The organism is Streptomyces sp. NPDC002309 (genome assembly GCF_053593375.1).
Genome location: NZ_JBSFCI010000034.1, coordinates 81,262 through 92,950, shown reverse-complemented (window position 1 = coordinate 92,950; position 11,689 = coordinate 81,262). Strand labels below are relative to the sequence as shown.

Sequence of the window (11,689 nt, the reverse complement as noted above, 5' to 3'; positions counted from 1 at the left end):
CGGGATCTGCGACTTGCGGGCGATCGTCGACAACGCGTCCGCGTCGTCCTGCGTCGGACACGCCACCCGCACGATCTGGCAGCCCGACGCCGTCAACTCCGCGATCTGCTGCAACGTCGCCCCGATGTCCGACGTACGCGTCGTCGTCATCGACTGGACGGAGACCGGAGCATCGCCGCCGACCGGCACCGTGCCGACCTGGATCCGCCGTGACACCCGCCGTGCGGCGACCGGCCGCACCGGCACCTCGGGAACGCCCAGAGGAATCGCGGTCATGACATCACTCCCGGTTCCCGGAGACGGTCTCGCGCATGGCGCGCAGCGACTCCTTCAGCGATCCCATGGTGGCGAGGACGGCGGTGGGCTCGTAGCCGCAGTGCGCCATGCAGTTGGCGCAGCGCGGGTCCTTGCCGCGGCCGTACTTGTCCCAGTCGGTCTCCTCGATCAGCTCGCGGTACGTCGGCACGTACCCGTCGCTCATCAGGTAGCAGGGGCGCTGCCAGCCGAACAGCGAGTAGTTCGGGATCGCCCACGCGGTGCACGGGAAGTCGACCTTGCCCTCCAGGAAGTCCAGGAAGAGCGGTGAGTGGTTGAGCCGCCACCGGCGCCGGTTGCCGCCCGAGAACGCCTTCTTGAACAGCTCGCGGGTCTGCTCGACGCCCAGGAAGTGCTCCTGGTCGGGCGCCTTCTCGTAGGCGTAGGCGGGCGAGATCATCATCTCGTCGACCTTGAGCTCGTCGTTGAGGTAGTCGAGCACCTCGACGATGGTCTGGGGGGTGTCGGTGTTGAAGAAGGTGGAGTTGGTGGTGACGCGGAAGCCGCGCCGCTTGGCCTCCTTGATGGCCGCCACCGCCTCGTCGAACACGCCCTCCTTGGCGACCGACTCGTCGTGCCTCTCGCGCAGGCCGTCGATGTGCACGGCGAAGGCGAAGTAGCGAGACGGCGTGAAGTCGTCCATCTTCTTGCGGAGCAGCATCGCGTTGGTGCACAGGAAGACGTACTTCCGCTTGGCCACCAACTGCCGCACGATCTCATGGATCTGAGGGTGCATCAGCGGCTCGCCGCCGGCGATCGACACCATCGGCGCCCCGGACTCCAGCACCGCTCCCACGGCCTGCGCGACCGGCATGCGCTGCTTCAGCACCCCGGCGGGGTGCTGGATCTTGCCGCAGCCCTCGCACTTCAGGTTGCAGGCGAACAGGGGCTCCAGCTCGACGATGAGCGGGAACTTGTCGCGCTTGCGGAGCTTCTGTTCAGCCAGGTATGTAGCGACCTTGATGGACTGGCGCAGCGGCATGGCCATGGGGCTCACCTCCGGGGGAGCAGCACATTACGGTGCCATTCAAAGAATGCGGGAAGAATGGATCGAAGGACGCGGAAAGCCGATATTCCACCGCGCACCGTGCCGATACGGACGAGTTCATGTTCTGGAGCGTCCACGACCACCCGGACGGCCGCAACCGGGCGTGCCCCCGCACGCCCGGCGCTCAGAAGCGTTGCGGCGGACTCCATGTCGACGGCGATTGCGCCGGTGGTCAGCAGATCGGCCCGTTCCTGCCCGCGCACGACGTGGGAGGAGCCGGTGAGGGGACCGGTGTGGACGGTGCCGCCGGGCACCGCACGCAGGAGTTCCTTGACGAGCAGGTCGGTGCCCTCGCAGGGCATGGTGCCGCGCGGGTCCCGGGTCTCCACGGCGACGACCAGGTCACCGGGGTGCATGCCGGGTGCCAGCCCGGCGCAGAAGCCGGTGGCCAGCACGGCGGCTCCGGCGAGCGCCGGGTCGGCCAGCGCCCGTGTGACGGCCCGCTCGGCCGCGGCGGGCCCCATGCCCGTGCGCAGCACGGTCACCGGCGCGCCGGCACCGCTCCGCTCCCCCAGCCGCAGGGCCAGCCGCTCGATGCCGAGCGCACAGGCGATCAGCAGCGGCTCCGGAGCGGAGGGGGCGTTCATCCGCCCCCCTCTGCCCCGGCGAGGCTCCCCCGGGTCCCGGCCGTCGCCGTCCGCGCGAACGGCTCACCGTGCACATAGCGGCCCAGGGCCGTGAGGGGGAAGACCTGCCGGTACAGGTGGTAGTTGATCGAGAAGTCCCACGGGAAGCCGGTCCCGGTGAAGTAGGGCTCGTCCCAGGAGCCGTCCTCCCGCTGTGTCGCGGCGAGCCACTCGACTCCGCGGACGACCGCCGCCGAGTCCCGCTCCCCGGCCGCCAGCAGCGCCATCAGCGCCCACGCGGTCTGCGAGGCGGTGGACGCGCCCCTGCCGCTCCATTCCTTGACGTGACGGTACGACCGCAGGTCCTCGCCCCAGCCGCCGTCCTCGTTCTGGACGCTCTCCAGCCAGGTGACCGACCGCCGGATCGCCGGGTGCGAGACGGGAAGACCGGCGGCGGTCAGCGCCGGCACCACCGATCCGGTTCCGTAGAGGTAGTTGACGCCCCAGCGCCCGAACCACGAACCGTCCGGCTCCTGCGCGGCGAGCAGCCACTCGATGCCGCGCCGGGTGCGCGGGTCCCGGCTGAGACCCTCGACCGCGAGCATCTCCACCACGTGCGCCGTGACGTCCGCGGACGGCGGGTCGATGACCTCGCCGAAGTCGCAGAACGGCAGCCGGTTGGGGAACGGGCTCGTGTTGTCGACGTCGAAGGCGCCCCACGCGCCGTCCCTCGACTGCATGCCGAGGTTCCAGCGCACCCCGCGCGCGACGGCCTTCTCCAACCTCTCCGGGTCGTGATGCCGGACCCTGCGCAGCGCGAGGACGACCTCGGCGGTGTCGTCGATGTCGGGGTAGTTGTCGTTGTGGAACTCGAACGCCCAGCCACCCGGGGGAAGTTGTGGACGGCGGACCGACCAGTCGCCGGGCCGCACGATCTGCTCCCCTAGCATCCAGTCGGCGGCCTTCACCAGTTGCGGATGGTCCGCCGGCAGCCCCGCGTCGAACAGCGCGATGGCCGCCAGACAGGTGTCCCACACCGGTGACTGGCACGCCTCGATCATCCGGGCCCCGTCCTCGCGCCACACGGCGTAGCGGTCGAGGGACTCCAACCCGGCTCGCATCACGGGGTGTTCGAGGTCGTAGCCGAGCAGGTGGAGGGCGATGAGCGAGTACACCGACGGCGGCTGGATGCCGCCCCAGCAGCCGTCGTTCTCCTGCCGCTCGATGATCCAGCGCTCGGCCGAGCGCATCGCCGAGCGGCGCAGCGACCTCGGCACGACCTTGCGCAGGGCGTGCAGGCCCTTGTCCAACCGCTGGAAGGCGCCGTCCCAACTCGCCATCGGAGCCAGGGGTAACGCCGGGTTCGGGTGGGCCGGGTCGGTGTGCAGCTCGTCCAGCGCGAAGGGTGCCGGGCGTACCGGGCGCCGGGCGGAGACGACGGTCAGCGGGACGATCGTCTGCCGGGCCCAGCACCCGAAGTCATAGATGTTCAGCGGCAGCCACTTCGGGAACCAGATGATCTCCGGCGGCAGTTCGGGCAGGTCCTCCCACTTCCACCAGCCGAACAGGGCGAGCCAGATCCGGGTGAAGACACGGGCCGCCGCGATGCCGCCCCGGGAGCGGATCCACTCCGCCGCCCGGGCCATGTGCGGCGCGTCCGGGGCGTCGCCGGCCAGGCGCAGGGCGACGTACGCCTCGATGGTGGCGGAGAGTTCGCCGGGTCCGCCGTGGAAGGTCGCCCAGGTGCCGTCCTCGCGCTGCTCGCCGCGGATGAAGAGGGCGGCCGCCTTCGTCGTGGACTCGTCGCGGATGCCCAGGAACTGACGGAGCAGCAGGTCCTCGGCGTCCATGGTGACGTTGGTCTCCAGGTCGCCCTTCCACCAGCCTTCGGCGTCCTGCCGGGCGAGCAGATGGTCGGTGGCGCGCCGGACGGTGCGTTCGGCGGCTTCGTGGATCCCCGCCGCGAGGGGGGTGGTGCTGTCGGTTTCGCTGGCCGCGGCAGCGCGGGGCGGTACGGCCCCGGTGCTTCCGTCGGTCGTCGCTGTCATGGCTTCCCCTTCGTGCAGTGCTGCAATGTGTGCGTCTGCTGTGGGTCCGCCGTCGGCCGGTGCACGGGAATCCGCGGCACCGGCCGGCGACTAAGCGAGGGCTATTCGGCCGATAGTGATCATCTCTTTCGTACGACGACGAAGTCGGCGAGGGCCACGAACCGCTCCCGCACCTGGTCGGGCATGTCGACGGCGCCGAGGGCCTCGATGGCGACGGTGTGCTGACGGCGTGCCTCTTCGGCGGTCCACTCGCGGCCGCCGGCCTCCTCGATCAGGGCGGCGCGGGCCGCGAACTCCTCCTCGGAGAAGTTCGCGATGTCGCTGCTCTTGGCGTCGGCGGCGAGCAGCTCACCGAGCCGCTCGGAGGCGCTGCCCCCGGCGGCGAGGGCGGCCACGACCGGCAGGGACTTCTTGCGCTGGCGCAGATCGCTCCAGGTCTGCTTGCCCGTGGACTCCGGGTCGCCCCAGATACCGAGGAGGTCGTCGACGGCCTGGAAGGCCAGGCCGAGGTGGTAGCCGTACTTCTCCAGGGTGTCGGCGGTGCGGTCGTCGGCGCCGCCGAGCACGGCGCCGATGGAGCTGGCGCAGGCCAGCAGCGCGCCGGTCTTGTTGCCCTCCATCACGAGGCACTCCTCGACGCTGACGCGGTCGCGGTGCTCGTACGAGATGTCCTGGGCCTGGCCGTCGATCAGGGCGCGGGTCGCGGTGGTCAGCCGGCGGGTGGCACGGCCGGCCTCGACGGTGCCGAGTTCCAGCAGGACCTCGTTGGCCAGCGCGAACAGGGCGTCGCCGACCAGGATGGCCTGGGCGGGGCCGTGCACCTTCCACACGGTGTCACGGTGGCGGCGCTGCTCGTCGCCGTCCATCAGGTCGTCGTGCAGCAGGGAGAAGTTGTGCACCAGTTCGACGGCGACCGCTCCGGGGACGCCGACCTCGGGCGCGCCCCCGGTGACCTCGGCGGACAGGATGGCGAGAGCGGGGCGCACGGCCTTGCCGCCGTCGCCGTCGGCGGGGTTGCCCGCGGCGTCGATCCAGCCGAAGTGGTAGGCGGCGACCGTGTCCATGGGAGACGCCAGGCGGTCGACGGCCGCCCGCAGTACCGGTGTGGCCAGGGTCCGGCCGCGCTCCAGGAACGCGGACACGTCCACCGCGGTCTCTCGAGCGGCCTTCGAGGCCGGGGGCACAGTGGGCACAGTCTCTCCTCTTGTTGCGGAACCGGAGGTGCGGGGGCCTGCCGCGCGCCGCCTCGTCGTCACGCCGCCTCCTCGACGTCGAAGAGATGGCGGGGGCGCGGCCGGCCGAGGGCTCGCAACGCGGCGTCCGCCGCGCCGATGCCACTGCGGACCGCGCTTTCCATGGTCGCGGGCCACCCGGTGGCGGTCCACGCTCCGGCCAGGTACAGGCCGGACGCCTTGGTACGGGCGCCGGGCCGCAGCTGTCCGACGCCGGGGGTGGGAGCGAAGGTCGCGGTGCGCTCCCTGGTCACGAAGAAGTCCTTCACCTCGGCACCGCGGCTGCGCGGCAGCAGGCGCTCCAGCTCGGGCAGATAGCGCTCGCGCAGTACGGCCACGGGCGCGTCGATCTCGTCCTGCGCGGCCGACTGCGACAGCGCGAGGTACTGGCCGGACTTCAGCCCCGAGGCGTCGGTGCGGTCGAAGACCCACTGCACGGGCGTGCCGAGCGCGGTGAGGAAGGGGGCGTCGACGACCTTGCGGTCGTAGACGACATGGACGTTGAGGATCGGCGCGGTGCCGATCCTCAGCAGGCGTGCCGGATCGTCGAGCGCGCCGTCCGGGAGCAGGTCGTGGGTCTCGCGCTGGGGTACGGCGAGCACGACGGCGTCGGTCTCGATGACCTCGCCGGGAACCTGGACGCTCCAACGCCCGTTGTCGTTCCGGGAGATGGAGGTGGCGCGTGAACGGATCCTGGTGCGGACGCCGGCGGAGTCGAGCGCCCTGCGGGCCAGCCGGTCGTGCAGTTCGCCCAGCGGGACGCGCGCCCAGCCGATGTCGGCCGCGCCCGGCTCGGACAGCAGACCGGTCTTGAACACCATCGCGGCGAGCCCGAGGGAGGTGTCGCCCGCGACCGCGTTGAGAGTGGCGACCCCGACCAGGTCCCACAGGGCCTCGACGGCACGCGCCGACTGACCGTGCGCGGTCAGCCAACTGCCGAAGTCCTGTGCGTCCAGCGCCGGATCGGCGAGGTCGAGACCCTTCAGCGCGAGCGCGGCCCGGCCGACCCTGGCACGCTCGGCGAGCGAGAGATGCGGGTATGTCGCGAGGCTTCGCCCCAGGTGCAGGGGCACCGGCAGCGCGTCACGACGCAGCCTGCCGAGTCGCCGGCCCTCGGGCTTGGTGACGTCCAGGACGGGGACGTCGAGACGTTCCTGCAGCGGGGCCAGTGCCGCGCCGCCGATGCGGTCGAGGAACCAGCGGTAGGCGGTGCAGCAGCGCAGATAGACGTGCTGGCCGTTGTCGACGGTCAGCTCACCGCGCTGGAAGGAGAAGGCCAGGCCGCCCAGTCTCTGCCTGCCTTCGAGCAGGGTGACGCGCACCCCGGCGTCGGCGAGCGCGAGCGCGGCGGTGACGCCGGCGAGCCCTCCGCCGATCACCACCGTGTCCCGTGCGGGCCCGGACCGCATCGCGTCGGTCATCACGCACCCTCCCCTGCGCACCCGCCGCGACGCGTCGCGGCGTCCCGGCGGGCCGTCGCACTCAGGGACGCCGCCCGGACACGGAGGGTTGCGTACCGCTTCTCGCCGCCGGCGCCGGCTTGCCCCGGGCCGTCCATCAGGCACGCCTCCTGACGGCCCGCCTGGTGATGTGCCGGGCGTCCAGACCGGACAGGCCGCGCACGGCGACGTACGCCTTCTCGCGTCCGGGCAGCGAGACCCGGCCGCGCAGTACGGCCTCGGGTTCACGCTCGATGCGGTCGAGGAGCCGGCGGTAGATACCGGCCATGGCGGCGACGCAGGCGCCGCTGCGCCGGTCGAGCATGGGCAGCAACTGGTAGCCCTCGGCGAAGAGGGCGCGGGCCCGCCGCACTTCGTAGTGCACGAGGCCGGCGAAGTCGGCGCCTTCCGGCGGGTTCGGCCCGCTGAACCCGGCCGAGCAGCCGAACTTGGCGAGATCGTTGGCGGGCAGGTAGACGCGCCCGCCCTCGGCGTCCTCACGGACGTCGCGCAGGATGTTGGTGAGCTGGAGCGCGAGCCCGAGCGTGTCGGCGTACTCGGAAGCACGCTCGGCGCCGCGCGCGCCCGGTTCCGTGCCGAAGACACCGAGCGAGAGCCGGCCGATGGCCCCGGCCACACAGCGGCAGTAGACCTTCAGGTCGTCCCAGGTCTCGTAGGTCTCCCCGCGGACGTCCATCAGGACGCCGTCGATGAGCTCGTCGAGGCCGTCCAGCGGGATCGGGAAGTGCCGGGCGGCGTGGGCCAGGGCGACGCCGACCGGGTCGGTGTCGTCCTCGCCGATCTCCTCGCCGCGGATCCGGGCGAGCAGCGAGCGGGTCTCCTGGAGCCGGTCGAACTTGACGTCGTCGGCGAGATCTCCGTCGCCGATGTCGTCGACGCGGCGGGAGAACGCGTACAGCGCCGACATCGCGCGGCGCTTGGGCGTCGGCAGCAGCCTGATCCCGTAGGCGAAGTTACGTGCCTGCTGTCCGGTGACGGCCTCGCAGTAGCTGTAGGCGGCGAGTACCGGTGCGGACACGTGCGGTGCGTGCTCCACGGTCCGGATCACCCCTCTCCTCGCAGGGTCACGCCCACCTCACGCAGCAACCGCAGCTTGCCGGGCTTGGGCGGGCCGGGAAGTACGTCGTAGCGGGCGGCGGCGATCGCCTGGACGGCCGCCCTTCCTCCCGCCACGAACCCCGCGAGCAGCAACCTCAGTCTTCCGCGCACGCTGCCCACGAGGGGGGCGCCTTCGTCCAGGAGGTCGCGGGCGCGCTGTGCCTCGTAGGCGACCAGTGCGCGCACCGACGCGCCGGCGGTGGCCGCGGCGAGGTCCGCCTCCCGGACATGGAAGCGCGCCATGTCCTCGGCGGGCAGATAGACGCGGTCGCGGCCGAGGTCCTCCGCCACGTCCTGGAGGTGCTCGACGATCTGCAGGGCCGTGCAGATCGCGTCCGAGCGGCGGACGCGCTCGGGGGTGGAGGTGCCCGTGACACCGAGGACGAGCCGGCCCACGGGGTTCGCGGACAGCTCGCAGTAGGCCAGCAGGTCGTCGTAGGTCTCGTACCGGCTGACGAGCTGGTCCTGGCGGTTGGCGGCGATCAGGCCGAGGAAGGGCTCGGGGGGCAGGGCGCAGCGGCGGACGGTCGGCTGGAGGCGGCGCAGCAGGGGGTGGGCGGGAGCCGAGTCGAAGACGCGGTGGAGATCGGCTTCGAAGGCGTCCAGCAGGGCCATGCGGTCACCGGCCCGCTCGGGCGGCACACCGAGGAGACGGGCGTCGGCGCCACCGGGGGCGAGGTCGCCGTCGCCGATGTCGTCGACGAGGCGGGCGAAGCCGTACACGGCCATGAGGTCGGTGCGCCAGGCCCGGGGCAGGAAGAAGGGGGCCACGGGGAAGTTCTCTGCCGTGGCCTTGTCCAGCGTCGCGCGCTCCGTGATGTCCGTGCGCGTCGTCGCGGCTCCCGTCACCGCTCGCTGCCCGGGGCGGGGACGGCACATGCTTCGCGGAGCCGGGGAGTTTCCGTAGCCATTGCCGTCACATCTCCCGTTCTACACTGCTGACCCAATTCACACTATTTCGGACACGCCGCCATGCGTTCAGGCGGCTGCCACCTTGGAGGATGTCGCGCATTATGGCCCTACTTGCCGTGTTTCGGCACCGGTACAGCTTACGTTGTACAACGCGGCGCGGACCGAGGGGGTGTCCTGCGCATCACAAGAGCACACCGATTGGCTTCAAGCCCCCTGCGGCCGAACGGAGTTGACGCTTCCTTTGCGCTCGGCACCGGGAGCCCCCACCGGCGACACGCCGACGTCACGGGGCCCCGCCGGAGCGGTTCCGGCGGGGCCCCGAACGGCTGTCTACTTACCCGTGAACTTCTCGTACTCCTTGAGGACCTCGTCGGTGGGTCCGTCCATGCGCAGCTCACCGCGCTCCAGCCACAGCACACGGTCGCAGGTGTCCCTGATCGACTTGTTGTTGTGGCTGACCAGGAACACCGTACCCGCCTGCTTGCGCAGCTCGCGGATGCGCTCCTCGGAGCGCTTCTGGAAGGAGCGGTCGCCCGTGGCCAGCGCCTCGTCGATCATCAGGACGTCGTGGTCCTTGGCGGCCGCGATGGAGAACCGCAGGCGGGCGGCCATGCCGGAGGAGTACGTCCGCATGGGCAGCGTGATGAAGTCGCCCTTCTCGTTGATGCCCGAGAAGTCGACGATCTGCTGGTAGCGCTCCTTGATCTGCTCACGGGTCATGCCCATGGCGAGACCGCCCAGTATGACGTTGCGCTCACCGGTCAGGTCGTTCATCAGGGCCGCGTTCACCCCGAGCAGCGAGGGCTGGCCGTCGGTGTAGACCTTGCCGCTCTCCGCGGGCAGCAGTCCGGCGATGGCCCGCAGCAGCGTCGACTTGCCGGAGCCGTTGGAGCCGATCAGGCCGACGGCCTCGCCCCGGTAGGCGACGAAGGAGACACCGCGCACGGCGTGCACCTTGCGCACCCCCCGGTCCTCGCGGCGCTTGACGATGCGGCTGAGGGCGGCGGTGGCGCTGCCCTTGCCCGTCTTCGCGCCGTTGACGCGGTAGACGATGTGCAGCTCGTCCGCGATGACGGTGGGGATGCGTTCCTCGCTCGTGCGGTCAGCCACGGCCGTACCTCTCCTCCGCCTTCCAGAAGTACACGAAGCCGCCGAGGACGAACAGCACCGCCCAGCCGCAGGCGATCGCCCAGACATGGTCGGGGAGGTTCTCGGAGCCGTAGCCGTCGATCATCGCGAAGCGCATCAGGTCCATGTAGACCGCGGCCGGGTTCCACTGGAGGATGTTGGCGATCCAGGACGGCTTGTCGGCCAGCATGATCGGGATGGAGTACATGACGCCGGACGCGTACATCCACGTCCTCAGCACGAACGGCATCAACTGCGCGAGGTCCGGTGTCTTGGAGCCGGCCCGGGCCATGATCAGCGCGAGACCGGTGTTGAAGCAGAACTGGAGCGCGAGCGCCGGCACGATCAGCACCCAGGACAGCGTCGGGTAGCTGCCGAAGGCACAGGTCACGGCGAACAGCACGATCATCGAGAAGAGCAGCTGCTGGAGCTGCTGCAGGGCGAAGGAGACCGGCAGCGAGGCACGCGGGAAGTGCAGGGCGCGCACCAGACCGAGGTTGCCGGAGATCGCCCGGACGCCGGCCATCACCGAGCTCTGCGTGAAGGTGAAGACGAACACGCCCGTCACCAGGAAGGGGATGTACACCTCCCGCGGCATGCCCCGGTCGGCCTCCAGGATCACGCCGAAGACGAAGAAGTACACGGCCGCGTTGAGCAGCGGTGTGACGACCTGCCACAGCTGGCCGAGTTTGGCCTGGCTGTACTGGGCGGTCAGCTTCGCCCGCGAGAACGCGAGGATGAAGTGGCGACGGTCCCAGAGCTGGCGGACGTACTCGACGAGGGAGGGGCGGGCGCCGCTCACGGTCAGGCCGTACTTCGCGGCGAGGTCCGCCGCGGCCAGTCCCTCGTCGGATGGCACGGGCGCGGTCACCGCGACTGTGCCGTCGTGCGTGGTCTCACTCACTAGTCGAAACTTTCGTCTTCGAGATGCGCAGCCCCTGCGGGCTGGGCAGCGGCCGGGAGCCGAGCGTTACGCCCCGAATCCTCTCAGGGACGAGCTTGTCAGATGACAGGAGGTCGGCCCAGTCGGGTCAGCCGCCACACCGTACGCCACTTCATGGGCCGGCGGGGCCCGCAGGAGGACCGCCAGCCCTCCCGGAAGCCGCCGAACCATGCCCGCAGGGCCGGCCGCGAGGGGCGGCGCAGCAGCGTCAGGGCGAGCCAGATGCCCAGATAGAACGGGACGAGGGCGGCCGGCAGATTGCGGCGGGCGAGCCAGACGCGGTTGCGGGCGACCATGCGGTGGTAGACCGCGTGCCGCGAGGGCGCGGTCGTCGGGTGGTACAGCACCATGTCCGACCGGTAGTCGATCAGCCAGCCCGCGTCGAGGGCGCGCCAGGCCAGGTCGGTCTCCTCGTGCGCGTAGAAGAACTCGTCGGGCAGGCCGCCGACCTCGGCGAACACCCGGGTGCGCACCGCGTTGGCGCCACCGAGGAAGGTGGTCACGCGCGAGGAACGCAGCGGGTCGGAGGCCCGCAGCCGGGGAACGTGGCGGCGCTGGGTGACGCCGGTGTCGGGGTCGGCTATACGGAAGCTGACGATACCGAGCCCGGGATCGGCCTCGAACGCCTCGCGGCACAGCTCGGCGGTGTCGGCGCGGGCGAGCAGGCCGTCGTCGTCGAGGAACAGCAGTACGTCGACGTCGCGGCCGCCGGGGCCGAAGGCCTCGATGCCGACGTTGCGCCCGCCCGGGATGCCGAGGTTCTCCGGCAGCTCGACGGTGCGCACGCCGGCGGGGACCTCGGGCACCGGTGAGCCGTTGCCGACGACGACCACGTCTATCGGGTCGCCCTCCTGCCCGGCGACCGACTCCAGCAGCGCGCTCAGCTCCGCGGGCCGGTTGCCCATCGTGATGATGACGGCCCCGACGCGCATCCCCGGG

At 71.2% G+C, this 11,689-nt stretch carries 12 protein-coding genes; all 12 read right to left on the bottom strand.

Annotated elements, in window-relative coordinates:
* The coding region (locus tag ACWCPM_RS26190; protein WP_450978710.1) for a flavodoxin-dependent (E)-4-hydroxy-3-methylbut-2-enyl-diphosphate synthase at positions 1 to 276 on the bottom strand (276 nt) is incomplete at its 3' end.
* A gap of 4 nt (positions 277 to 280) precedes the next feature.
* Positions 281 to 1,303 carry an adenosyl-hopene transferase HpnH gene (gene hpnH / locus ACWCPM_RS26185; protein WP_450978709.1) on the bottom strand — a complete coding sequence of 341 codons (1,023 nt, stop codon included), beginning with the start codon at positions 1,301 to 1,303 and terminating at the stop codon, positions 281 to 283.
* 5 nt (positions 1,304 to 1,308) lie between these two features.
* Positions 1,309 to 1,950: a phosphorylase family protein gene (locus ACWCPM_RS26180; RefSeq protein ID WP_450978708.1), complete on the bottom strand. Its 642-nt coding sequence runs from the start codon at positions 1,948 to 1,950 to the stop codon at positions 1,309 to 1,311.
* Entirely contained in the window at positions 1,947 to 3,977 is a 2,031-nt protein-coding gene (gene shc, locus ACWCPM_RS26175; protein WP_450978707.1) for a squalene--hopene cyclase, read from the bottom strand. The genes ACWCPM_RS26180 and shc overlap by 4 nt, the downstream gene beginning before the upstream one ends.
* Before the next feature lie 119 nt (positions 3,978 to 4,096).
* Positions 4,097 to 5,161 (bottom strand): polyprenyl synthetase family protein, encoded by a 1,065-nt coding sequence (locus ACWCPM_RS26170; RefSeq protein WP_450978715.1) that lies wholly within the window; start codon positions 5,159 to 5,161, stop codon positions 4,097 to 4,099.
* Positions 5,162 to 5,229: 68 nt separating this feature from the next.
* Positions 5,230 to 6,630 (bottom strand): hydroxysqualene dehydroxylase HpnE, encoded by a 1,401-nt coding sequence (gene hpnE / locus ACWCPM_RS26165; RefSeq protein ID WP_450978706.1) that lies wholly within the window; start codon positions 6,628 to 6,630, stop codon positions 5,230 to 5,232.
* On the bottom strand, positions 6,630 to 6,767 hold the full coding sequence (locus ACWCPM_RS26160; RefSeq protein WP_450978705.1) for a DUF6380 family protein: 138 nt from the start codon (positions 6,765 to 6,767) through the stop codon (positions 6,630 to 6,632). The genes hpnE and ACWCPM_RS26160 overlap by 1 nt, the downstream gene beginning before the upstream one ends.
* Positions 6,767 to 7,717, bottom strand: a complete 951-nt coding sequence (hpnD, locus tag ACWCPM_RS26155; RefSeq protein WP_450978704.1) for a presqualene diphosphate synthase HpnD — start codon at positions 7,715 to 7,717, stop codon at positions 6,767 to 6,769. The genes ACWCPM_RS26160 and hpnD overlap by 1 nt, the downstream gene beginning before the upstream one ends.
* Complete coding sequence (hpnC, locus tag ACWCPM_RS26150; RefSeq protein ID WP_450978703.1) at positions 7,714 to 8,646, bottom strand: squalene synthase HpnC; 933 nt, start codon at positions 8,644 to 8,646, stop codon at positions 7,714 to 7,716. Before hpnC ends, hpnD begins: the two co-directional genes overlap by 4 nt.
* Positions 8,647 to 9,009: 363 nt before the next feature.
* Complete coding sequence (locus tag ACWCPM_RS26145; protein WP_450978702.1) at positions 9,010 to 9,789, bottom strand: ABC transporter ATP-binding protein; 780 nt, start codon at positions 9,787 to 9,789, stop codon at positions 9,010 to 9,012.
* The gene (locus ACWCPM_RS26140; protein WP_450978701.1) at positions 9,782 to 10,711 is read right to left on the bottom strand and encodes an ABC transporter permease; all 930 of its coding nucleotides are present in this window, start codon (positions 10,709 to 10,711) and stop codon (positions 9,782 to 9,784) included. The genes ACWCPM_RS26145 and ACWCPM_RS26140 overlap by 8 nt, the downstream gene beginning before the upstream one ends.
* Positions 10,712 to 10,809: 98 nt before the next feature.
* Positions 10,810 to 11,682 carry a glycosyltransferase family 2 protein gene (locus tag ACWCPM_RS26135; protein WP_450978700.1) on the bottom strand — a complete coding sequence of 291 codons (873 nt, stop codon included), beginning with the start codon at positions 11,680 to 11,682 and terminating at the stop codon, positions 10,810 to 10,812.
* Positions 11,683 to 11,689 lie beyond the last annotated feature (7 nt).

Excerpts from the sequence above, each read along its gene's own strand:
- hpnC (WP_450978703.1), bottom strand. The coding sequence starts at position 8,646 with ATGTGCCGTCCCCGCCCCGGGCAGCGAGCGGTGACGGGAGCCGCGACG.
- hpnH (WP_450978709.1), bottom strand. The coding sequence starts at position 1,303 with ATGGCCATGCCGCTGCGCCAGTCCATCAAGGTCGCTACATACCTGGCT.
- ACWCPM_RS26160 (WP_450978705.1), bottom strand. The coding sequence starts at position 6,767 with ATGGACGGCCCGGGGCAAGCCGGCGCCGGCGGCGAGAAGCGGTACGCA.
- hpnE (WP_450978706.1), bottom strand. The coding sequence starts at position 6,630 with ATGACCGACGCGATGCGGTCCGGGCCCGCACGGGACACGGTGGTGATC.
- ACWCPM_RS26135 (WP_450978700.1), bottom strand. The coding sequence starts at position 11,682 with ATGCGCGTCGGGGCCGTCATCATCACGATGGGCAACCGGCCCGCGGAG.
- ACWCPM_RS26180 (WP_450978708.1), bottom strand. The coding sequence starts at position 1,950 with ATGAACGCCCCCTCCGCTCCGGAGCCGCTGCTGATCGCCTGTGCGCTC.
- shc (WP_450978707.1), bottom strand. The coding sequence starts at position 3,977 with ATGACAGCGACGACCGACGGAAGCACCGGGGCCGTACCGCCCCGCGCT.